Origin of the sequence: Sphaerotilus natans, assembly GCF_900156335.1 — a bacterium.
GTDB lineage: Bacteria > Pseudomonadota > Gammaproteobacteria > Burkholderiales > Burkholderiaceae_C > Sphaerotilus > Sphaerotilus natans.
Genome location: NZ_FTMZ01000008.1, coordinates 54,540 through 78,835 on the forward strand (window position 1 = coordinate 54,540; position 24,296 = coordinate 78,835).

The 24,296-nt window shown below is 72.6% G+C and carries 5 protein-coding genes; all 5 read right to left on the bottom strand.

What is annotated here, in order from left to right:
* Nucleotides 1-80: 80 nt before the first annotated feature.
* Genes BW996_RS09345 through BW996_RS09365 form a run of 5 tightly spaced genes read right to left on the bottom strand, consistent with a single transcriptional unit; the run spans nucleotide 81 to nucleotide 24,284 of the window.
* The gene (locus tag BW996_RS09345; RefSeq protein WP_037478868.1) at nucleotides 81-803 is read right to left on the bottom strand and encodes a TetR/AcrR family transcriptional regulator; all 723 of its coding nucleotides are present in this window, start codon (nucleotides 801-803) and stop codon (nucleotides 81-83) included.
* Between the two features lie 56 nt (nucleotides 804-859).
* Nucleotides 860-2,122, bottom strand: a complete 1,263-nt coding sequence (gene ectB, locus BW996_RS09350; RefSeq protein ID WP_037478870.1) for a diaminobutyrate--2-oxoglutarate transaminase — start codon at nucleotides 2,120-2,122, stop codon at nucleotides 860-862.
* Between the two features lie 19 nt (nucleotides 2,123-2,141).
* On the bottom strand, nucleotides 2,142-9,557 hold the full coding sequence (locus BW996_RS09355; protein WP_051631623.1) for a non-ribosomal peptide synthetase: 7,416 nt from the start codon (nucleotides 9,555-9,557) through the stop codon (nucleotides 2,142-2,144).
* Nucleotides 9,554-17,488 carry a hybrid non-ribosomal peptide synthetase/type I polyketide synthase gene (locus BW996_RS09360; RefSeq protein WP_139330818.1) on the bottom strand — a complete coding sequence of 2,645 codons (7,935 nt, stop codon included), beginning with the start codon at nucleotides 17,486-17,488 and terminating at the stop codon, nucleotides 9,554-9,556. Before BW996_RS09360 ends, BW996_RS09355 begins: the two co-directional genes overlap by 4 nt.
* Complete coding sequence (locus tag BW996_RS09365; RefSeq protein WP_037478872.1) at nucleotides 17,481-24,284, bottom strand: non-ribosomal peptide synthetase; 6,804 nt, start codon at nucleotides 24,282-24,284, stop codon at nucleotides 17,481-17,483. Before BW996_RS09365 ends, BW996_RS09360 begins: the two co-directional genes overlap by 8 nt.
* Between the last annotated feature and the right edge of the window lie 12 nt (nucleotides 24,285-24,296).

A 24,296-nucleotide genomic window follows, 5' to 3' on the forward strand; every position in this document is an offset into this window, starting at 1 on the left:
TAGGGTTTACCTTGACAGGGTTTTCGCCAGTCTAGGCGCCGAAGCCGGCCCGTCTGTCGTGGGTTCCACGTAGCGCCGGATCAAGCCGTGCGGCTGTGGCGCAGCGCCTGGTCGACCTCGTCGCGCAGCCGGCGCAGTGCCGCCAGCTCGGTGTCAGGCGCACGCAGCGCCGACCACAGCACCTCGACCAGATCGTTGGCGACCGCGTCGAGGTCGACCGGGCGGTCCTGCGCGACCACCTCCCACAGGATGTGCTCCATCGGCCCGAGCACCAGCGAGCGCAGCAGCCGCAGCGGCATGTCGGCGCGGATCTCGCCGCACGCCTGGCCGCGCGCGAGCAGCTCCATCAGCGGCGCGGTGTAGCGCTTCTGCAGCGGCAGGAAGCTCTCGCCGAGCTCCTGGCCCTTGGAGCGGCCCTCGGAGAGCACCAGCGCGCACAGCCCGGTGCCCTGGATCAGGAACAGGCGCAGGTGCGTGCGCACCAGGTGGTCGAGCTGCGCGCGCGCCGAGGCCTCGCGCGGCAGGCCGGCCTCCATCGCCGCGACGATCTCGTCGTACCAGTCCTCGATGACGCGCACGCACAGCTCGCGCTTGCCACGGAAGTAGGTGAAGACGGTGGCCTCGCTGATGCCCAGGCGCTGCGCGATCTCGGTGGTGGTGGCGCGCTCGTAGCCCTTCTCGGCGAAGACCTCGCGGCCGACGCGCAGCAGGTCGCGGATGCGCTGTTCGGACTTGGCGCTGGCCGGGGCGCGGCGTCGGGGGGAGCGGGGCTCGTCGGCATCGGGGGATGGGCTGCTGCGCATGGGGCGATCTTAGTGGTCCGGCGTCGCGCCCCCGCAGTCCAGTCATCCCGGCGGTCTCAGGCGGCGCATGGCATGACCGCCTCGACACACTCCTGCAGGATGTCGAGCGCGGCGTCGAGATCGGCATCCTCGATGGTCAGGGGGGGCAGGCACTTGACGACCTGATCGCGCGCACCGCTGGTCTCGATGACCAGTCCGCGCTCGAAGGCGGCGCGACAGATCGCGCCCGCGTGCTCGCCCGTGCCGCAGTCGATCGCCTGCACCATGCCGCGGCCGCGCACCGGTGCTGGCGCCTCGTCGTTCCAGCGCGCGGCGATCTGCTGCAGGCGGCTGCGCAGGTGCCGGCCCTTGCGCTGCACGTCCTGCGCGAAACCCTCATCGCGCCAGTGATGCACCAGCGCACTGGTGCCGGTGACGAAGGCCAGGTTGTTGCCGCGGAAGGTGCCGGAGTGTTCGCCCGGGCGCCACTGGTCCAGTTCCGGCCGGATCAGCACCACCGACAGCGGCAGCCCGTAGCCGCTGAGCGACTTCGACAGCGTGACCAGATCGGGGGTGATGCCGGCCTCCTCGAAGCTGAAGAAGTGGCCAGTGCGGCCGCAGCCCATCTGGATGTCGTCCACGATCAGCAGCATGTCGTGGCGCTTGCACAGCGCGGCGAGCCGGCGCAGCCAGGCGGCGCTGGCGACATTGATGCCGCCTTCGCCCTGGATGGTCTCGACCAGCACGGCAGCCGGGTGGTCGAGTCCGCTGCCCCCGTCCTCGAGCTGCCGCTCGAACAGCGCGATCGTGTCGATCTCCGGCCCGTGGTAGCCGTCGTAGGGCATGAAGACGACCTGACTGAGCGCGACCCCGGCGGCGCGGCGGTAGTAGCGATTGCCGGTGGCCGCCACCGAGCCCAGCGTCATGCCGTGGAAGGCGTTGGTGAAGGCGACGATGGTCTGGCGGCCGGTGACGCGCCGCGCCAGCTTCAGCGCGGCCTCGACCGCGTTGGTGCCGGTCGGGCCGGTGAACTGCACCTTGTAGTGCAGGCCGCGCGGCTGCAGGATCACCGCGTCGAGCGTCTCCAGGAAGCGCTGCTTGGCCGCGGTGGCCATGTCCAGGCCGTGCACGAGGCCATCCTGAGCGAGGTAGTCGAGCAGGTCGGCTTTCAGCAGGGGAGGGTTGTGGCCGTAGTTGAGCGTGCCGGCTCCCGCCAGGAAGTCGATGTAGGTGCGGCCCCGCTCGTCATTCAGGCGAGCACCCCGGGCCGAGGTGAAGACCGTGGGCAGGTTGCGGCAGTAGCTGCGCACGTTGGATTCCAGCCGTTCGAAGGTTTTCATGGATTGCTCCGGGGGTTCATCAGGGAAGGACGCCATCGGCCACCCGTGCCGTGGCCGAGGTCTCGAGGCGATGCAGCGCCGCGCGCAGGTGCTCAGCCAGCACCTCGACATGGGGCCGGCTCATCATCGTCAGGTGGGTGCCGGGCACCTCGATGCGCTCGACGGGTCGATCGCTCCAGCGCTGCCAGCCCAGGAAGGCGTCGTGCTGCTGCGGCAGCGCCTCGCCCTGGTCCGGTTCGCGTGGCATCGGATCGGCCGCTTTCAGCAGCAGCAGCGGGAAATCGGCCTGTCCGGCAGGCTGGTAGCGCATGAGCAGCTGGCTCCGGAAGACCTCGACCCAGCCGCGGGCCTGGCGCGGATCGGACTGGGGCGGCAGCAGCTCCATGCGCTCCAGCTCCCGCTGGAACGCCTGCATCTGCGCGGCGGCGTCCAGGGCACGCAGCGTCTGGACGCCGAGCGTGCAGCGCTGGCCGGCCATCGTGCCGAAGGCCGTGGCCAGCGCGACCAGCCAGCGCGCATCGTCCCAGTCCGGCACGGGCGGATCGGTGTGCGCGTCGCCCGGAGCGGTGACATCGAGCAGCACCACGCCGGCGACCGCCTCGCCCGCCTGGCGCAGCTGCCGAGCCATCTCGAAGGCGACCTTGCCGCCGAAGGAGTGTCCGCCCAGCAGGTAGGGGCCACGGGGCTGGACCTGCCGGATCGCCCCCAGGTGGTGCGCCGCCGCGGCCTCGACCGTGGCATGCGGCGGCGTCCTGCCGTCCAGCCCGGTGGCCTGCAGGCCGAAGACCGGGCGGTCGTCGCCCAGTTCGCGGGCCAGCGCATGCAGATAGAGCGGATAGCCGCCGGCGCCCGGCACGCAGTGCAGCGGCAGGCCCGGTCCGCGGCTCGACAGGGGCACCAGGGTCGGCTCGGCGTGCGTGCTGTCGTTCTCGGGATCGGCCAGCAGACGTGCGACCGTCTCGATGGTCGGGTGCTGCAACAGCGCTGCCAGCGGCAGGTCACGGCGGAACTGCTGGCGGATGCGCGCCATCAGCCGCAGCGCGGCCAGCGAGTGGCCGCCCAGATCGAAGAAGCTGTCGCGCACGCCGATCGCGCGGGTGCCGAGCAGATGGCGCCACAGTTCCAGCAACTGGCGCTCGGTGTCGTTGCGGGGGGGAACCGGCGGCTCGCCATCCGTGCGCGGAAGCGGGAAGAGCGTGTCCTCCTTTTCCCCTTCGGCGCCGTCCTCGATGCGCTCTTCGGGGACCAGCAAGGTGTGCAGGGGCTGCGAGGGCTCTCCGATCAAGGCGTCCAGCACGGCGATCAGCCGGCTTGCGATGTCGTTCACCGCCGCCTCGTCGAGCCGGCGTCGGTCGCGGATGAAGCGCAGCCGCATCGGCTCGCCCGGCAGGACCAGCAGGGTCAGCGCGTGGCGCGTGCGTGCACCGATGGCTTCGTCGCCGTCCAGGACGAAGGGCCCGATGCGCGGCAGTGGGCCTGCCGGGCCGGACCCGTCGTCCTGCGCCACGGGGTAGTTCTCGAACACCAGCAGGCTGTCGTACAGCGGCTGCCCGGCCGGCACCTCGCTCCACGACTGGATCTGGCCGGCCGCGCAGTGGCCATGCGGCTGGGCCTCCAGGAGCCGGTCCTGCATCGTCCGCAACCACGCCAGGCGGGTGACGTCGTGGGCGTCATCCAGGCACACCCGCACCGGCACGCTGCTGATGAACATGCCCACCATCTGCTCCACGCCGGCCAGCTCCGGCGGCCGGCCGGACACGGTGGCGCCGAAGACCAGGTCACGCGCCCCTCCGAGCTGATGCAGCGTCAGCGCCCAGGCGCTCTGCATCAGGGTGCCGGAGGTCAGGCCGTGCTGCCGGCCAAAGGCCGCCAGCCGCGTGCCGAGACCGGCCGGCAGCACGTGTTCCTGGCTGGCATGGCCTCTCGGCGCATCGGCGGCCGGCGCGGTGCCATGGCGCAGGCGGGGCGGCTGGTGCAGACCGGCCAGATGTCCGCGCCAGAAGGTCTCGCTGGCGGCTGGATCCTGCGCCCGCAGCCAGCGGATGTAGTCGGCATAGGGCCGCGTCGGTGGCAGGGCCGCCGGCTCGCCCCGGCTGGCGGCCAGGTACAGCGCCATGAAGTCTTGCATCATCACCGACACCGACCAGCCATCGCTGAGCAGGTGGTGGCGGGTCCAGACCAGATGGTGCAGGTCCGCATCCGCCTGCAGCAGCGCCACGCGCATCAGCGGCACCGCATCGGGTGCGAAGCCGCGCCGGCGCTCCGCCTCGGCCTGCTCCATCACCCGCCGGCGCGGGTCCGGCTCGTTCTGGCCTCGCAGATCGACCTCGGTGATCGGCAGCACCGCGTGCTGCGGCCGCAGGACGAACTGCAAGGGCTCGTCCAGGCCTTCCCACAGGAAACCGCTGCGCAGGCTGGCGTGGCGCGCCAGCAGGGCCTGCCAGGCCTGCCCGAAGGCGTGGCGATCGAAGTCGCCCTGCCAGCTCATCACCGACTGCTCGACATGGATGCCGCTCCCGGCGTGGGCCAGCGTCTCCATCAGCATGCCTTGCTGCGACGGCGACAGCGGGTGGATCGACTCGATGGCGCGGTGCACTGGCCCGGCCTGCGGGTTGGCGCGGTGGATCGCGTGCAGCGCCTTGTCCAGTCCGGCCTGGTCGAGGCCCGCCTCCGGAAAGTCGCTGGGCGTGCGGCCGCCGGCGCCGGGCTGCACGCAGTGGTCGATCAGCTCGCGCAGCGCGGCCGTGAACCCGGCCGCCAGCCGCTCGATCGAGGCGGCCAGGTGACGATGGCGGCTGTAGCCCCAGACGATCTCCAGCCGACCGCCGGCGACCAGGCAGGTCAGCTCCAGCGCATGGGCGCGCGGGGCCGACGGCGAGCGCGTCGGCCCGACCTCCTCGGGCGCCAGCGCACGGATCAGTCCGTCGGCGGCGACCTGCTGGTCGAACTGGCCCAGGTAGTTGAAGCACAGGCCGGGCGAGACCGCCAGGGCCTGCGCGCCGCCAAGCTGCGTCAGGATGCCGTGGCCGACGCCGTGGCGCGGCACGCGGCGCAGCGTTTCCTTGACCGACCGGATCGTGGCGCCCGGCCCCTCGTCGCCGTCGGGCAGCGCGAGTCGCACCGGGAAAATCGCGGTGAACCAGCCGACGGTGCGCGAGACATCGACATCATGTCGGCCGTCGAACACGTCCTCGCGGCCGTGGCCCTCCAGCGACAGCAGCAGCTCGCGCTGGCCGCTCCAGCGCCGCCAGGCGCGCAGCAGCGCCGCCAGCAGCAGGTCGTTGATGCGGGTCTGCCAGGCGGCGGGCGCCTGGTGCAGCAGCGCCGCCGTGTCGGCCGGGTCCAGCCGGGTGGTCACGCTCTCGGCCGAGGCCTGATCGTCGGGGCCGCTCATGTGATCGATCGGCAGCGCGGGCACGCCGCCGGCCGCGATGCCGGCCCAGTACGCCCGCTCGTCCGCCACCGCCGCCGGACCGTCCTGCTGAAGCTGGCGCGCCCAGTCGGCGAACGACAGCGTGCGCGCCGGCAGCACCGGCACCGCGCGGCGGCCCACCGCGTCGCAAGCCGTGGGCAGATCGTCCAGAAGCAGCCGCCAGGACACGCCGTCGACCACCAGATGGTGAATGGCCAGCAGCAGCAGCCGGCGCGCTCCCCGCTCGATCCACAAGGCGCGCACCAGCCGGCCGGCGGCCAGGTCCATGCCTTGCTGGCAGGCGCTGGCCCGTTCGCGCAGCGCCTCCGTCCAGTCGGCCTCGGCCAGCGCGGAGAAGTCGGCGCGCTCCAGCACCAGCCCGGCCCCGGGCCGTGCCGGGTCGATCGCGGCGATGTCGGCCTGCCAGTGGCCGTCGGCGGCGCGGACGAAGCGGGTGCGCAGCGCCTCATGGTGATCGACCAGCACGCGCAGCGCGGCCTCGAGCGTGTCCGGGTCGGTCTGCGGATCGAGTTCCAGCAGCATGGCCTGGTTGAAGTGCTGCGGCTCGGCCCATTCCTGCGCGAAGAAGCGGCGCTGGATCGGCGTCAGCGGCAGCGGGCCGCTGGCGGGCAGGCGCTCGCCCACCACGGCGCCACCGGCCTGCGCCTCCGGCTGGGCGATGGCGGCCAGCTCGGCGATGGTCTGGTGCTGGAACAGGTCGCGCGGCTTGAGGTGCAGCCCGGCGGCGCGGGCGCGGCTGACGATCTGGATGCTCAGGATCGAGTCGCCACCGACCTGGAAGAAGTTGTCGGTGACGCCCAGGCGCTCGTGCCGCAGCACCTCGCACCAGATGCGCATCAGCAGGGCCTCGACCGGCGTGCGCGGTGCCACCGCGCCGGTGTTGCCCGCCTCGGCGGGCGGCTCCGGCAGCGCGCGGCGGTCGAGCTTGCCGTTGGGCGTCATCGGCAGCGCCGGCAGGCCGACGATGCACGCCGGAACCATGTAGGCCGGCAACACCCGCGCCAGCGCGGCGCGCAGCGTGCTGCCCTCGACCTCCTCGCCGGCCTGGCCGACCACGTAGGCCACGAGCTGGTGGCCGCCTTGCGGCGTCTCGCGCACCACCACGGCCGCGGCCGACACCGCACCACCGCCGCAGTGCAGCAGCTGCGCCTCGATCTCGCCGGGCTCGATGCGCACGCCGTTGACCTTGACCTGGCCGTCAAGACGGCCCAGGTACTCCAGGCGGCCGTCGGCCCGCCAGCGCGCCAGATCACCGCTGCGGTAGAGCCGGCCGGCTCCGAAGGGGTTGGCAACGAAGCGCTCCGCGCTCAGCGCCGGCTGCTGCCGGTAGCCGCGCGCGACCTGCACGCCGCCGATGTGCAGCTCGCCCGGTGCGCCGATAGGCACCAGCTCGCCGTGGCGGTCGAGCAGATGGATCTGCGTGTTGGCGACCGGGCGGCCGATCGGCACATGGCCACCGCCGCCTTCATCCGGCCGGGCCTCGTGCCAGCAGCAGGCCACGGTGGCCTCGGTCGGGCCGTACTGGTTGAAGACGCGCGTGCCGGGCGCGTGGCGCCACCAGGCCTCGAGCAGCGCCCGCGGCAGCGCCTCGCCGCCCAGGACCAGCGCGGTCGTGCTCAGACCCCTTGTGTTGCCGGCCGCCTCCGGCGTGCCGAGCAGGCGGTGCAGCAGCTCCAGATGCGTCGGCGTGCCCTTGATGAAGCTTAGTGGCGCACCCTGCGGCGCCGCCTGCGGGCGCAGCAGGGCCACCAGTTCCTCGAACTGGCGGTCCTCCGACAGCAGCAGCACCTCGGCGCCGACCAGCAGCGGCGCCAGCAGGGCCGGCAGCGTGCCATCGAAGCCGAACGACGCGTTGACCGGCACGCCGCGGCCGGCCGCGACCGGGTAGGTGCGCACGCACCAGTCCAGATAGTTCAGCAGGCTGCGGTGCGTGACCTCGACGCCCTTGGGCCGACCGGTCGAGCCGGAGGTGTACAGCACATAGGCCAGGTGATCGGGACCGGCCGGCAGGCCGGGCGGCGCGGTCGGCAGACCGTCGAGCCGGTCGATCTCGATGATCCGCTCCGCCCCCGGCGGACAGGCCTCGCGCAGGCGGGAGTGCGTCAGCAGCACCTGAAGCCGCGCCTCCTCGCGCATCTGCAGCAGGCGTGCAGGCGGATGGGCCGGGTCCAGCGGCAGCCAGGCCCCGCCGGCCTTCAGGATGGCCAGCAGGCCGACGGGCAGATCGGTCGTGCGCTCCACGCACAGCCCGACAGCCACCTCGGGGCCGACGCCAGCGGCGCGCAGCACCGCCGCCAGCCGGTCTGACCGCTCCTCCAGCGCCTGGTAGGACAGCGTCCCCTGGGTATCGCGGGCGGCGATGGCCTGCGGCGTGCGCCGGGTCTGGGCGTGGAGGCGCTGATGCAGCGTCGAGCCGTCGGCCGCAGCGGCGAAGACGGTGGCGGTGTCGTTCCAGTCGTGCAGCAGCGTGCGGCGTTCGCTCTCGCCGAGCAGCGGCAGTTGGCCCACCGGCAGGTGCGGCGTGGCCACCATGCCCTCCAGCAGGCGCTGGTAGTGTCCGGCCATGCGCTCGATCGTGGCCGGCTCGAACAGGTCGCTGGCCCAGTTCCAGGCGGGGGTCAAGGCCTGTTCGTCCTCCCAGACCGTCAGCGTCAGCTCGAACTTGGCCGCGTGGCGCGTCGATTCGAGCGGGCTGAAACGGGCCGGCCCGAGCTTCAGCGTCTCGCGCGGCGTGTTCTGCAGCACGAACAGGACCTGGAACAGCGGGCTGAAGGCCAGCTGGCGCTCGGGCTGGAGCGCCTCGACGATCCGCTCGAAGGGCACGGCCTGGTGCTCGAAGGCGTCCAGCGTGGTGCGGCGCACCCGCGCCAGCAGCGTCGGCGTGTCCGGATCGTCCGACAGGTCGTGACGCAGCACCAGGGTGTTGACGAAGAAGCCCACCAGCGGCTCCAGCTCGGTCTGCGGCCGGTTGGCCACCGGCGTGCCGATGCACAGATCTTCCTGGCGGGTGTGGCGCATCAGCAGCACCGCGAAGGCGGCCTGCAGCAGCATGAACAGGGTCACCCCCTGTGCCTGTGCCAGCCGGCGCAGTTCCGTGGCCAGCGCGGGTGGCAGCGGGGCCAGCCGCCGCTCGCCGCGGTGGCTGGGCTGGGCGGGGCGCGGGTGGTCCGTCAGCAGCAGGGGGTGCGCGGGCACGCCGTCGAGCTGGCGGCGCCAGTAGGCGATCTGCCGTGTCAGTGCCGCCTCCTGCGCGGCATCGCGCTGCCAGAGCGCGACATCGGCGTACTGCAAGGGCAGCGGCGGCAGCGTGGCGCCGGCGTACAGCGTCGTCAGCTCGTGCGTCAGCACCCCGATCGACCAGCCGTCGGAGATGGCATGGTGCATCGTCACGAACAGCGCATGCGCTTCGGTGTCCAGCCGCACCAGCCGGACGCACCACAGCGGACCGCGCGCCAGATCGAAGACCTGGGCAGCCTCGGCATCGGCCAGGGCCTGCAGCGCGGCCTCACGCTTGTGCTCCGGAAGACCCGACAAGTCGGTGTGCTGCAACGCCAGCGAGGGCGGCAGAATGTGCTGGTGCGGGCCGCTTCCGTCATCGGGGAAGCAGGTGCGCAGCACCTCGTGCCGGCGCTCGATCTCGCGCCAGGCGGCCTCCAGGGCATCCACGTCGAGCGGCCCGTGCAGCCGCAGGGCCAGCGCGATGTTGTAGGTCGCACCGGGACCGTCGAGCTGGTCAAGGAACCACAGGCGCTGCTGGGACCACGACAGCGGCAGCCGCGGCGGACGGGGCGGCGCCACGATGGCCAGCCCGGTCGCGGCCGGCGCGGCATGTCGGCGCAGGAATTCGATCAGCCCAGGCTTGTGCGCCCGCAGCCGGGCGATCAGCTCCGGCGGCAGCCGGCCGGCCGGGCCGTTGACGCGCAGTGCCTCGCCCTCAAGCGACAACCGGATGTCGCGTGCGGCCAGATCGGCCACCAGATCCAGGACATCGCTCGTGCTCATATCAGGAACTCTTCTCGTTCGTCGTTCGACAGCGTGCTGTCGGTCGGTGTCGCGGGCTGCACGCTGAGCGCCAGGCGCTGCTGCGCCAGCAGCTGGTCGATCTGCTCGGCCAGCGCATCCAGCGTCGGCGCGGCGAACACGCCGCGCAGCGGCAGCTCGATGCCCAGCCGGCGGCGCAGCCGCGACACCACCTGCGTCGCCAGCAGCGAATGCCCCCCGAGCGCGAAGAAATGGTCGTGGCGGCCGACCGCCTCCACGCGCAGCACCTCGCGCCAGATCTCGGCCAGCAGCACTTCGGTCGCGGTGACCGGTGCGATGAAGCCCGTCGCATCGCCGCCTGTGGCGGTGTCGGGCGCGGGCAGGCGCCGGCGGTCGATCTTGCCGTTGGGCGTCAGCGGCAGCGTCTCGTGCCGCAGCACCCAGGCCGGCACCATGTAGGCTGGCAGGTGCTGCGCCAGATGGGCGCGCAGTTCGGCCGTCAGCCCGGCGTCGTCGCGGTCGCTGCCGACATGGGCGACCAGGTGCGGCTCGCCGCGCGCATCGGTGTGCACCACCACCACCGATTGCTGCACCGCCGGATGGCGCTCCAGCGTCGCCTCGATCTCGCCCAGCTCGATGCGCAGGCCGCGCAGCTTGACCTGGAAGTCCATCCGGCCCAGGAACTCCAGCGTGCCGTCGGCGCGCCAGCGTGCCAGGTCGCCGGTACGGTACAGCCGGGCCCCCGGCTGGCCCGCCCAGGGGTCGGGGTGGAAGGCAGCACGGGTGCGTTCCGGATCGTGCAGGTAGCCCCGCCCGACGCCAATGCCGCCGATGCACAGCTCGCCGGCCACGCCGACCGGCAGCGGCTGCAGATGGCGGTCGAGCACGTACAGCCGCACGTTCGGCAAGGCCCGGCCGATCGGCACCGTCGTCGCCTGCGGCGGCAGCGGCCCGGTCAGGATGTGGTGGGTGGCGTCGTCCGAGCACTCGGCCGGGCCGTAGGCGTTGAGCACCGGAATGCGCGGATAGCGCGCGAACCAGGCGCTGCACAGCGCGGGCGGCAACGCCTCGCCGGTCAGCGACAGCCAGCGCAGCGCCGCCAGCGTCGGCGCGGCCTCGCCCTCGGCCTGCGCCTCGTCGAGCATGAAGCGCAGCAGCGAGGGCACGACCTCCAGCACGCTGATGCGCTCGGCCTCGACATGGCGCAGCAGCGCGGCCGGATCCTTGGCGATCTCGTCGCCGAAGATGCGCACCGTGGCGCCCGTCAGCGGCGCGGCCAGGAACTGCCACACCGAGATGTCGAAGCCGGGCGGCGCGGTCTGCGCCAGCGTGTCGGCCGCGCCCAGACCGTGGTCGCGGATCTTGGCGCGCAGGTTGTTGACCATGCCGCGGTGCTCGACCATCACGCCCTTGGGCAGGCCGGTCGAGCCGGAGGTGAACAGCACATAGGCCAGACGGGCCGGATCGCGTCGCACGCCGTCCGGGGCCTGTGCGGGCAGCGCCGCCAGCGCCGCGGCCTCGCGGTCCGGGCACAGCAGCGGCGTGTCGGGCACGAGCGCGGCCAGTCGGTCCGCATGGCCGGCCAGCGTCAGCACCAGCGGCACGCGGGCCTGTCGCACCAGCAGCGCCAGGCGCTCGTCGGGCAGCGCCGGATCGAGCGGCATGTAGGCCGCGCCGATCTTGAACAGGGCCAGCATCGCCACCAGCGTGTGCGCCGAGCGCTCCATGCACACGCCGACGATGTCCTCGGCGCCGACCTCGCCGCCCAGACCGCGCGCGCGCATCGCCTGCGCCAGCTGGTTGGCCTGGCGCTCCAGCTCGGCGTAGCTCAACGACAGGAGGGCGGCCCCGGGCACGGGCTGCCAGCGCACCGCGATCCGCTCGGGCGTGGCCGCAGCCTGCGCCTCGAACAGGGTCATGTAGTCGCTGTCGCCGGCGTCGGGCGTGGCGTTGTCGTTCCAGTGCTGTAGCACCTGCTCGCGCTCGGGCGCTGTCAGCATCGGCAGCTCGCGCACCGCCCGGCCCGGATCGGCCACGACCGCTTCCAGCAGCGTGCGCAGGTGGCCGGCCATGCGCTCGATGGTGCTGCGCTCGAACAGGTCCGTGTCGTACTCGAGCACGGTGTGCAGGCCCGTGTCGATCTCGTGCATCATCAAGGTCAGGTCGTGCTTGGCCATCCCGTCGTGAATCGCGGCGTGTTCAGTGCGCAGCCCCTCCAGCGTCAGCGCATGGGAGCGGTTGGTCAGCAGGTTGAACATCACCTGGAAGATGGGGGTGTACGCCAGCGACCGCTCGGGGCGCAGCGCCTCCACCAGCGTCTCGAAGGGCAGGGCGTGGCGCTGGAAGGCGTCGAGATCGCCCTGACGCACCCGGGCCAGCAACTCGCGGAAGCTGGGATTGCCCGAGACATCGGTGCGCAGCACGAGCGCGTTGAGGAAGAGCCCGATCAGCGGCTCGGTCTCGGCGAACTGGCGGTTGGCGTTGGGCGTGCCGATCACGACGTCGTCCTGACCCGCGTAGCGCGCCAGCAGCACCGAGAACACGGCCTGCACGACCATGAACAGCGTGGCGTTCTCGGCCCGTCCCAGCTGCTTGAGCGATTCGGTCAGGGCCGTCGGCAGCAGGAAGACGAACTTGTCGCCGACGCCACGCTGCACCGCCGGGCGGGGGTGGTCCGTCGGCAGGGTCAGCAGCGGCGGTGTGCCGTCGAGCCGCTGTCGCCAGTAGCTCAGCTGCTCCTCCAGCACCGGGCCGCGCAGCCACTCCCTCTGCCAGAGCGCGTAGTCGGCGTACTGCACCGGCAGTGCCGGCAAGCGGGCCGCCGAAGCCGGCTGGCCCAACACCAGCGTGCCGTACAGCGTGGACAGCTCGTGCATCAGGATGCCCATGGACCAGCCGTCGGCGATCGCGTGGTGCAGCGTGAGGGTCAGCAGGTGGTGCGCCGGCCCCAGGCGCAGCAGCGTGGCGTTCCACAGCGGGCCGTTGGCGAGGTCGAAGGCCTGGTCGCTCTGTTGGCGGATCTGCCGCGTGACCTCGGCCTGCTGTTGTTCCTCGGGCCAGGCGGACAGGTCGGTGACGGCGAGCCGGAAGGACGGCGGATGCACGCGCTGACACGGCTGGCCCGCCTGCTCGGGAAAGCTGGTGCGCAGCGAGGCGTGGCGCGCTTCGACGGTCTGGAACGCCTGCTCCAGCGCCGAGACCTGCAGCGGGCCGTGCAGGTGAATGGCCGCCGGCAGGTTGTACAGGCTTGGATGGGCCTCGAACTGGCTCAAGAACCACAGCCGCTGCTGGGCGAAGGACAGCGGCACGGGCGTGTCCGAAGGCAGGCCGGCCGCGCGCGGCACCAGCCCCATGCCGGGATCCTGGCGGTCCACGGCGCTACCCGAGACCCGCTGCAGGCGAGCGATGGTGGCCGCGAGTCCGGCCACGGTGGGTTCCTCGAAGACGGTCTTCATCGACAGCGCCACCTGGAACACCTTGCGGACGTGGGCGATGACCTGGGTGGCCAGCAGGGAATGCCCCCCCAGCGCCCAGAAGTCGTCGTTCACCCCGATGTCGGTGACGCCCAGCAGTTCCTGCCAGATCCCGATCAGGCCCTGCTCGACGCTGTCGCGGGCGGCGACATGGGGCGGCAGACCCACGCGGCGCTTCGCTGGCGTCAGGACGCTGCCCGGGGCTGCAGGTGTCGGCGGCGCCGGGTCCGCTGGCGGGTGCTGCCGCCGGTCCAGGCGGGCCTGCAGGTCGCCGGTGGACAGGAGGATCTGCGCATGTTCCCGGCTGCCGAGCACGGCATGCAGCGCCGCCATGCCCTCCTCAGGCTGGAGGGCGAAGCCCGCGACGATGCTGCCGGGGCCTGCTGTTTCGGGCCGTGGGGTGTTGCCCAGATGCCAGCCCTCCCAGTTCAGGCTGATCCAGGGCAGGCCCCCGTTCTGGCGCCGCGCGGTGACGAAACAATCCAGCGCTGCGTTGGCCGCACTGTAGGCGCCAAAGCCCAGGCCGCCGAGCACAGCGGCCAGCGACGAGAAGGCGATGCAGAAGTCGAGCGGCTGACCGTCCAGCAGGCGGTCGAGCACCTGGGCCCCGCCCAGCTTGGCGCGGAAGTGGGGGGTGCAATCGGCCACTTGCGCGGTCTGGATGAAGCCATCCGTTGCCTGTCCGCGGGTGATGCCGGCGGCGTGGAACACGCCGTTCAGCGGCCCGAAGGTGGCCTGGGCGGTGCGCAGGGCCGCACCGAGCTGGGCCGCGTCGGCCACGTCGGCGCTCAGGGCCAGCACGTGCGCGCCCGCCTGCTCGATGGCCAGCAGCCGGCGCAGTCGGCGGCTGACGGCGTCGTCCTCGGCGTGCGTGGCCAGCCAGGCCGCCCAGTCCTGCCGTGCAGGGATCGGCGAGCGTCCGATCAGGACCAGCCGGGTGCGCCAGGTGGCCAGGTGTTCGGCCAGCAGCAGCCCGATCTCGCCCAGCCCGCCGGTGATCAGGTAGACCCCGCCTTCCCGGAAGGGGCCGGGGGCGTCGTGTGCATCGGATGCGGCAGGGCTGGGCAGGCGGACGGACGGGAAGGTCGGGGTCCAGCGGTAACGGCCGCGGTAGGCGACGACCGTGTCCTGGCGCAGCGCGAGTTCGGCCAGCACCTGATCGGCCGCAGCCGTGGCGGGACCGACCTCGCCGTCCAGGTCGAGGCAGCGGCAGGCGATGTGGGGGTATTCCTGCGGGATGACCCGGACCAGTCCCAGCAGCGCGGCCTTCTCCGGGTCGAGCGTCTCGTCGCCGGTGACCGCCTGGAGGTGGTTGGCGATCACCGTCAACTGCACCGGCGTGCTGAGGACCGACAGCGCCCGGGCCAGGAACATCAGGCTGTAGAAGCCCTGTGCCAGCGCCTGCCCGTCAGGGGCTGGCAGCGACGACAGCGGTGTCACCTGCCAGAGGTGAAGCACCTGCTGGGGCACAAGCTGGCGCGCCAGCAGGTCGTCCACCAGCGCCGTGAAGTCCTGCGGCCGGCTCGGGTCCACGGCGTAGTCGGCATCGCCCGATCGGGAAAATGCGCTGCCGGGCCGGACGGTGATCACCGTGTGGCCCGCGGCGGCGAGGCGGAGTGCCAGCCGATCCCCCAGTCCCAGCGTATCCGCGAAGACCAGCACACAGGACCGGTCCGCCAGCGCGCTCAAGCTTGATTCGGCCTGCTGCGGCAGGGGCATGCGCTCCCAGCCCGGCACATGGAACCAGTCGGCCAATGGGCGCCGGGCCGCGGCGCGGGGTCGGTCCGCCGCGGCGGCGGGCCGGTCAATCCAGTAGCGCTGGCGTTCGAACGGGCTGCTCGGCAGCGTGACCCGCTGGCGCCGCGTCCGGTCGAGGTCGAAGAAGCCGGCCCAGTCGACCTGCCCCCCCGCCGCCCACAACTGCCCCAGCGCATCGAGCAGGCACTCGCGCTCGGACCGCGCTTCCTGAGGCTGCGGGGTGGAGCGCAGGATGACCTGTTCGGTGATGCCCGGCTGCTGGCGGGCCAGCGAACCCAGCGCCCGGCCTGGCCCCACTTCCAGCAGGATCAGCGCCGGCTCCTTCGCCAGCTCCGCCACGCCGCGGGCGAACTGCACCGGCTCCCGGGTGTGCCGGGCCCAGTAGTCGGGGTCGGTGGCCTGCGCGTCGGTGATCCAGGTGCCGGTCAGGTTGGAGAGGTACGGAATCCGCGGCGGGCGCAGCGTGAGGGTGCGCAGGTGCGCCACCAGCGGCGCCAGGACCGGCTCCATCATGGCCGAGTGGAAGGCGCGGTTCACGTGCAGGCGCCGGTGGCTCACCCCTTGCGCGGTGAGGTGCAGCTGGAACGCGGCGATGTCCTGCGGTGTGCCGGAGACCACGCTCATCGCCGGGCCGTTGACCGCCGCGAGCGCGATTTCCGGCGGCAGGACCAGTTGTTCGGCCGCGAGCGACACCGCCAGCATCGCGCCTTCGGGCTGCGCCTCCATCAACCGGCCGCGCAGCGCCACCAGCCCCAGCGCCTCCGGCAGCGAGAGCACGCCGGCGACGGTGGCCGCCACGTACTCGCCGAAGCTGTGGCCGATCATCGCCTGCGGTTTCACGCCCCAGGACAGCCAGAGCTGCGCCAGCGCATAGGACGTGACGAACAGGGCCGGCTGCGTCACCGAGGGCTGGTGGAGGCGGTCCTCGGCGGTCTGGCGGTCGTCGCCTGAGTCGGGATACAGAAGTTCACGCAGGTCGTAGCCGGTCAGCGGCTGCAGCAGCTTGGCGCAGCGGTCCACCTGCGCGCGGAAGACGGGCTCGGTGTCGTACAGCGCCCGCCCCATGTCGACGGTCTGGGTGCCCTGGCCGGGAAACAGGAAGACCACGGGCCGCGGGGCCTGCGGCGCCTGCGCCTGGCACACGCTGCCGTTGTCGGCGGCGGCCGCCAGGGCGGCGGCGGCTTCAGCCGTGTTGCGGCACAGCAGCGCGCCGCGCACGGGATGGTGCTGTCGGCCATGGGCGAGGCTGTAGGCCACGTCAGCGAGCGCAAGGTCCGGGGCTTCGGCCAGCCGCGCCGCCAGCGCCCGTGCGTGAGCGACCAGTCCGTCCTCGCTGCGTGCGGACAGCAGCAGCAATTGCTGCTGCTGCCCCGGGCCGGACGGCTGCGGTGTCGGTGCTTCCTGCAGCACGACATGCGCGTTCGTGCCGCCAACGCCGAAAGCGCTGACCCCCGCCCGCCGCGGCGCCGCACCGCGCGGCCACGGCGTCGGCTGGCTGGCGATGAAGAAGGGGCTCTGTTCCAGCTTCAGCGCCGGATTCGGCCGTTCGGCGTGCAGCGATGGCGGGATCAGCCCGTGCTGCAACGCCAGCGTGGCCTTGATCAGGCCGGCCACCCCCGCAGCGGCATCAGCGTGGCCGATGTTGCTCTTGACCGAGCCGAGCGCGCAGACGCCGCGCCGCTCGCTGCGGAAGGCCTCCGTCAGCGCGGCGACCTCGATCGGGTCGCCCAGCGGCGTGCCGGTGCCGTGGGCCTCGACATAGCCGATCGAGTCGGGCTCGACCTCGGCGACGGCCTGCGCCTCGCGGATCACCCGCGCCTGACCCTCGACGCTCGGCGCGGTGAAGCTGATCTTGGCCGCGCCGTCGTTGTTGATCGCCGAGCCGCGGATCACCGCGTGGACCATGTCGCCGTCGGCCAGCGCCTCGGCCAGCGGCTTGAGCAGCACCATGCCGACGCCACTGCCGCCCAGCGTGCCGGCCGCATCTTCCGAGAAGGCGCGGCAGTGGCCGTCCGGCGACAGGATCATGCCCTCCTGGTGCAGATAACCCTGGTCCTGCGGCAGCAGCAGCGACACGCCACCCGCCAGCGCCAGGTCGCACTCGCCCGCCAGCAGGCTCTGGCAGGCCTGGTGCACCGCCACCAGCGAGGTCGAGCAGGCGGTCTGCACCGTCACGCTCGGGCCGCTCAGGTTCAGCTTGTACGACAGCCGCATGGCCACCGAGTCCGGGCTGTTGACCAGGAACATCTGGTACGCGCCGACGGTGTTTTTCAGCGCCGCGTTCGGGTGCAGGTGTTCGAGCAGGTAGTGGTTCAGGCCACTGCCCGCGAACACGCCGATGCTGCCGCGGCCCGCCAGCGTGCGGTCGCTGTAGCCGGCCACGTCCAGCGCCTCCCAGGCGGTTTCCAGCAGCAGGCGCTGCTGCGGATCGAGCAGTTCGGCCTCGCGCGGCGAGAAGCCGAAGAAGGCCGCGTCGAAGCGGTCGTGCTCGGGCAGCACGGCGCCCGCCCGGACATAGTGCGGATCGTCCAGCAGCGCCGGCTCGACCCCGGCCGCGCGCAGTTCCGCGTCGGAAAAGCGCGTGATCAGCGCGTCGCCCGCGCACAGGTGGCGCCAGAACTCCTGCAGCGACGACGCGCCCGGGAAGCGGCCCGCCAGGCCGATGATGGCAATCGCTGCGTCGTTCATGTCGTCGTGTTCACGGTCATTCAGATCAGTCAAGGGAGGTCTCCTCGGTGCGCGCGTCCTTGCGGATCTGGCGCTGGCGCAGGCCGGCACCGCGGGCCGTGCGCCGGGCCTCGGCACGGCGGCTGTCGTCGGGGGGCGGGGCGGGGCTGGCTGTGGACTCGCCGCCGTGGCCGTCCCACGAGCCGGCCGTCGCCAGGTGGCGCGCCAGCGTGGCCACGGTCGGGTGGCGGAACAGGTCCACCAGGCCGAGGGCCGGCACGCCCCAGTCGTCGAGCCGGTTCTTCAGCTTCACCAGCAGCAGCGAATGGCCACCCAGCTCGAAGAAGCTGTCGTCGCGGCCGACCTGCTCGATCTGCAGCAGCTCCTGCCACAGCGCGGTGAGCCGGCGCTCCAGCGCGTTCTGCGGCGCCATCGGCGAGTCCGTGCGCGGCGCGGCCGTGGGGGCCGGCAGCGCCCGGCGATCGACCTTGCCGCTGGGATTGCGCGGCAGCGCGTCCAGGCGAACCCAGGCTGCAGGCAGCATGAAGGCCGGCAGGCGCGTGCTGGCGAAGGCGCGCAGCACGCCGCTGTCCGGAGCTTCGACCCCGGAGGCGGTGACGGTGTACGCCACCAGCCGCGGCTCGCCCGGGCGGTCCTCGCGGACGATGACGGCGGCATCGGCCAGCGCCGGATGGGTGCGCAGGACCGCCTCGATCTCGCCCAGCTCGACGCGGAAGCCCCGCAGCTTGACCTGGTGGTCGATGCGGCCGAGGAACTCCAGGGGGCCGTCGCCGAGCCGGCGCGCCAGGTCGCCCGTGCGGTACAGCCGCTCGCGCCGCCCCATCACCGTCCGCTCGACGAACTTGTCGGCGGTCAGATCAGGCCGGTTCAGGTAGCCCCGGGCCAGACCGACCCCGGCGATGCACAGCTCACCCGGCACGCCCACCGGCACGACCTGGCCCGCCGTGTCCAGCAGGTGCAGGCGGGTGTTGGCGACGGGGCGGCCGATGGGCACGGTCTGGGGGCCGTCCACCGGCTGCGTCACCTCGAAGAAGCTGGTGCCGACGGTGGCTTCGGTCGGGCCGTAGCCGTTCAGGAACCGCCGCCCTCGGCTCCAGCGCAGGGCCAGCGTCCACGGACAGGCTTCGCCGACCGCCACGACGGTGGCCAGATGCGGGAAGGCTTCCGGGTCAAGCGTGGCCAGCAACGACGGTGGCAGGGTCGCCACCGTCACCCGTTCCTGCTGCAGCAATGCGACCTTGGCGAGCGGATCGGCGCGCGTCTGCGGCGTTGCCAGCACCAGCGTGGCGCCGGCCGCCAGCGTCACCAGGATCTCGAACACTGCGCCGTCGAAGCCCCACGCCGCGAACTGGGCGAAGCGGCTTTCGGGGGTGAGCTGGCCCAGCGTGATGAAGTCCTCGGCCAGGTTCACCAGCCCGCGGTGCGGCAGCAGCACACCCTTGGGCTGGCCGGTCGAACCGGAGGTGTAGATCACGTAGGCGAGATCGTCCGGCGCCACTGCGGGCACCTCGGCCACCGCGTCCGCCTCGACCTCACCCTCGGCGGGCCGCTCGCACAGCGTGTCCAGGTCCAGCGTCTGCACGGTCGCCTTGAGGCCCTTCAGCGCGGCCATGGCGGCGGGCCATGTTGTGGTCTGGGTCAGCAGCACCTGGACGCCAGCGTCCTCCAGGATGCCGACCAGGCGTTCATGCGGATAGTGCGGGTCCAGCGGCAGGAAGGCGCCACCGGCCTTCAGCGTGCCCAGCATGCCGGTCACCAGGGCCGGGCCGCTGTCCACCCAGAGGGCCACCAGCGCCCCCCGACCGACACCCGCCCGGCGCAGGTGCCGCGCCAGCCGGTCGGCGCGTGCATCCAGTGCCTGGTAGCTGACCGGCTCCCCGCCGCACACCAGCGCGACCGCCTGCGGACGCCTCCTGGCCTGGGCTTCGAACAGTTGGTGGACACAGGAGGTGGCCGAGTACGGCGTGTCGGTGGCGTTCCAGGCCTGCAACTGCTGCTGCTCGGCCGCGGTGAGCATCGGCAGGCGGCTGATCGCCGTGTCCGGCGCGCCACGGGCGTCGACCGTGGCCACGACCGCCTCCAGCAGCGTCGTGTAGTGCCCCGCCATGCGGGCGATGGTGTCGGCGTGGAACAGGTCAGCGTTGTGGTCGAACACCAGGCGCAGGCGTCCCCCGTGCTCATCGGCCAGCAGCGCTAGGTCAAACTGGCCCGCACCCTGCCCGCCGGTCTCGGCCAGCGCCCACGGCGTCATCTGCAGGCCGGCGGCGGTCAGGGGCTCGGCCTCGTCCTGCTGACCCAGCAGGAACAGCGTCTGCACCAGCGGCGGCACGCTCGGATCGCGCTGTGGCAGCAGCTCCTGCACCAGCGCGGAGAACGGGTAGTGCTGGTGCGCCAGCGCACCGGCCACCGTCTGCGCGACCTGATCGAGGAAGTCGGCGAAGTCCGGCGAGGCGTCCGGGTCGTGGCGCGAACGCAGCGCGATCAGGTTGACGAAGTAGCCGACCACCGGCGCGAACTCGTCGCGGGTGCGGCCGGCCTCGGGTGCCGTGCCGACCAGCAGGTCGGACTGGCCGGTGGTGCGGTGCAACTGCACCAGGTACACCGCCAGCAGCAGCGTGAACAGGCTGACCCGCTGGCGCCGCGCCAGCGCCTTGACGCGCTGCGTCAGGTCCGCGTCCAGATGCCAGACATGGGCGCGGCCGTTGAAGGTGCGGGTCGGTGGGCGGGGCACGTCCAGCGGCAGTTGCAGCACCGGCAGCTCGCCCGCCAACTGCTGGTGCCACCAGGCGCGCAGGCGCGGTCCGGCCGTCTCCAGCAGCCCTTGTTCCCAGCGCACGAAGTCGGCCCAGCCGTGGCGCAGCGGCGGCAGCGCGGCCACCGTGCCCGCGCAGCGCGCTGCATAGCCCTGCGCCAGCTCGCGGGTCAGGATCTCGCCCGAGCCGGCATCGGTGGCCAGGTGGTGGATCGACAGCACCAGCAGGTGATCGTCGTCGGCGTGGCGGATCAGCACGGGGCGGAACACGGCCTGCGTCAGGTCGAACGGCTGCGTGAACTGCGCGCGGACTTGCGCCGCCAGCGCATCCGCGTCCAGCCCGACCGCATCGACCTCGGCCAGCACGACTCGCGTGGGCGGCAGCACCTGCTGCATCGGCCCGCCGTCTTCGACGCGCACGACCCGTCGCAGCGCGGCATGACGCGCCACCAGATCGGTCAGCGTCTGCTGCAGCGCCTCACGCTGCAGCGGGCCCTGCAGCCGCAGCACCCGCCCGGAGTTCCAGGCGTGGCTGAGCGGCGCGCTCTGCTGCAGGAACCACAGGGCGCGCTGACCGTGCGACAGCGGACAGCGGACCGCCTCCTCGGTCACGACCGGCAGGGGCGCCGCAAAGGCCATCGCCATCGGATCGGGTGTGTCCTCCACCCCGGTCTCGTCCAGCGCGGCGGCCAATGCGGCGACGCTGCGCAGCCGGTAGAGCTGCGTGGCCGTCACGGCCCGGTCCAGCCGTTGCTGCGCCAGGCGTACCAGCTTCAGGGCCAGCAGCGAATGCCCGCCCAGCTCGAAGAAGTCGTCATGCACACCGACCGCCGGCCGCCCGAGCACCTCGGCGAAGACGGCCGCCAACGTGGCCTCGACGGGCGTGCGCGGGGCGACCAGCCCGTTGCCCGATGGGTCGTTCGCCGTGTCGATCTCCGGTGCGGGCAGTGCGCGGCGGTCGATCTTGCCGTTCGGGGTCAGCGGCAGCCGCGCATGCACCATGAGGTGTGTCGGCACCAGGTGCGCGGGCAGGCGCTGCTGCAGCCAGCGGCGCAGCGCCGTGCCGAGTGCGGCGGCCCCGGCGGTGTCGGCGATGTCCTTCAGCCCGACATGGCCGACCAGCACGGCGTCGGCCCCTTGCCCGTGGACGACGGCCGCGGCGGCGACGACGGCCGGGTGGGCGACCAGCGCCGCCTCGATCTCGCCAGGCTCGATGCGGAAGCCGCGCAGCTTGATCTGGTGGTCGATGCGGCCGAGGTAGTCCAGTTCGCCATCCGGCCGCCAGCGGGCCAGATCGCCGGTGCGGTAGAGCCGCTCGCGCCGGCCGCCCAGCTCCACCTCGATGAATCGTTCGGCCGTGAGGTCGGGGCGGTTCAGGTAACCGCGCGCCAGCCCCGTCCCGGCGATGCACAGCTCGCCCGGCACGCCCGGCGGCACGTGCTGCAGGTGCGCATCCAGCAGGTGGATGCGGGTGTTGTCGATCGGCCGGCCGATCGGTGTCGGCGCCTGCGCATCCATCGCCGCGGTGAAGCGGTGGAAGGTCGAGCAGATGGTGGTCTCGGTCGGGCCGTAGCCGTTGACGATCACCAGGCCCTGCACTCCAGCGGCGTCCTGCCAGGCCTGCAGCAGCCCTTGCCGGATCGACTCGACGCCCACCAGCAGGCGGCGCAGCGGAAGATCCCGGCCCAGTGCGTCGAGCAGGGGCTCCAGCAGCGCGGGCGGAACGTAAGCGCTGTCGATGCCGCAGGTTCGGATGGTGCGGGCCAGCTGCTCCGGCGCGAGCAGCAGGTCGCGGGGCACGATGTGCAGGGCGCCGCCAAAGCCCAGCGTGCCGTGAAGCTCCCACACCGCCACGTCGAAGCCGAACGGGGCGAGCGTCAGGCTCCGGAAGCCGGGCGCCAGCGGGGCCACGCGGTGGAAGGCTGTGACCAGGTTCGTCAGCGCGCGGTGCGGCAGGCAGGCCCCCTTCGGCTGCCCGGTCGAGCCGGAGGTGTAGATCACATAGGCCAGGTCGTCGGGTCCGGTGCGACGCGCTGGCCGATCGGCCGGAAATGCGCCCCAGGCATCCGGTTCGTCCAGACCGAGCAGCACACAGCCTGCGGGCGCCAGGGCCGCGACCTGCTCGGCCAGCGCCTGCTGGGTCAGCACCAGGCCGGCGCCGCAGTCTTCGAGCAGGAAGCGCAGGCGCTCCGGCGGATAGTCCGGGTCGAGCGGCACGTAGGCGCCGCCGGCCTTCAGGATGCCGAGCACGCCGGCCACCATGTCCGGCGAGCGCGACACGCACAGGCCGACCAGCGTGTCCGGGCCGACCCCGCGTGCGATCAGCGCCTGGGCGATGCGGTTGGCGCGGGCGTCGAGGTCGGCGTAGCTGAGCGAGGTGTCCCCGCAGACGACGGCGGGCGCCGCCGGCGTGGCCGTGGCGTGGGCCTCGAACAGATCCACGAGCGTCCAGCCCTGCGGGTCGTTGCGCTCGGTCGCGTTCCAGGCGAGCAGTTGCCGCTGCTCGGCATCGGTCAGCAAGGGCAGCGCGTGAATGTCCGCCTCGGGGTTGGCGACGATGCCCTGCAGCAGCACCTGCAGGTGCCCGGCCATCGCGGCGATCTGCGTGTCCTCGAAGCGTCCAGCGTTGTAGGTGAACATGGCCGTCAGGACGCCGCCGCGGTCCAGGACGGTCAGCGTCAGCGCCTGCGGCATGCCGCGCTGCTCGCTCGCCAGGGGCTGCAGCAGCGTGTCGGTGGTTACCGCGTCCGCCTGGCGCAGCGCGACGCAGACGAAGCCCGCGATGCCGGTGTGCAGCCGCTGCGGCGTGGCGTGGGTCTGCAGCAGGCGCATCATCTCGGCGTGCGGCCAGGCCTGGTGCGCGAGGGCTTGTTGCTGCGCCGCCTGCGTGCGCTGCAGCAGCGTGGCAAAGGTCGGCGCGCCGCCCAGGTCCGCGCGCAGCAGCACCGGGTTGGCGAAGTAGCCCACCGTGTCGGTCCAGCCCGGCAGCGCGCGGGTGGTGGCCGGGGACGCGATCAGGAACTGTGATTGCCCGCCGTGCCGGCCGAGCAGCACCTGCCAGGCGGCCAGCAGCACGGCGTACAGCGTGCTGCGCCTGGCGCGGGCCAGCGCGCGCAGTCCGTCCGCCAGACCGGCGTCGAGCGTCACGCAGTGCCGGCGGGCCTCGCCATCGGCGTGGCCGACGGTCGGCAGGTCCAGCAGCGCAGGCTCGCCGCTCAGCGCGTCGCGCCAGTAGGCCGCCAGCGCGTCGCCCTGCGCCGCAAGCGTGTCGCGCTCCCAGCGCACGAAGTCGTGCGGGCTCAGGTGTCCGGGATCGGTCACCGCCGCCGCGACCGACCCTTGGCCCGCGACCCGCTCGTGGTAGAGCGCAGCGAGGTCGTGGCGCAGGATCTCCTGGCTGGTGTAGTCGGTGGCGATGTGGTGGATCGACCCGTGCAGCTGGGCCTCGACCGCGCCGGATGGCGTGCTCACTTCCAGCACCGCCATGCGCATGACCGGGCCGCGGGCGAGGTCGAAGGGCTTGTCGGCAAACGCCCGGCGCCAAGCCTCGACCTGCGCCGCATCCCAGCCCCGGCCGTCGACGACCGTGAAATCCGGTTCGGCCTCGACGAGCAGGCGCTGCACCGGCTGCACCGCGTCGGTGGCCTCGGGACTGTCGGGTCTGTCGGGTCTGTCGCATCTCTCGGAGAGCGGATAGACGGTGCGCAGGATCGGGTGCCGCTGCAGCAGCGCGCGCGTGGCCTGGCGCAGCGTGTCGAAGCAGGTGCCCGCCGGCAGGCGGTCGATGCTGACCAGGTGGTAGCGGCTGCTGGTGGGGTCGATCTGCCAGTCCAGCCACAGGCCGAGCTGCCCTTGCGACAGCGGGCTGTCGGCCTGTCCGGCTCCGAAGGCCTCGCGCTCGGCCAGCCAGGCCAGGATGGCCGGCTTGTGCAGGCGCAGCGATGCCAGCGCCTCCGGGGGCAGCCCTGCGCGCGGGGCGCGAAAGCGCAGCTGCTCACCCTCGCGCCAGAGCGTGATGTCGCGTGCAGCCAGGTCGGCGAGCAGCTCGACGACGTTGAAGTGGGTGTCAGTCTTCATGCTTCATGTCCA

Coding starts and splice junctions, on each gene's coding strand:
- BW996_RS09345 (WP_037478868.1), bottom strand. CDS start 803: ATGCGCAGCAGCCCATCCCCCGATGCCGACGAGCCCCGCTCCCCCCGA.
- ectB (WP_037478870.1), bottom strand. CDS start 2,122: ATGAAAACCTTCGAACGGCTGGAATCCAACGTGCGCAGCTACTGCCGC.
- BW996_RS09355 (WP_051631623.1), bottom strand. CDS start 9,557: ATGAGCACGAGCGATGTCCTGGATCTGGTGGCCGATCTGGCCGCACGC.
- BW996_RS09365 (WP_037478872.1), bottom strand. CDS start 24,284: ATGAAGACTGACACCCACTTCAACGTCGTCGAGCTGCTCGCCGACCTG.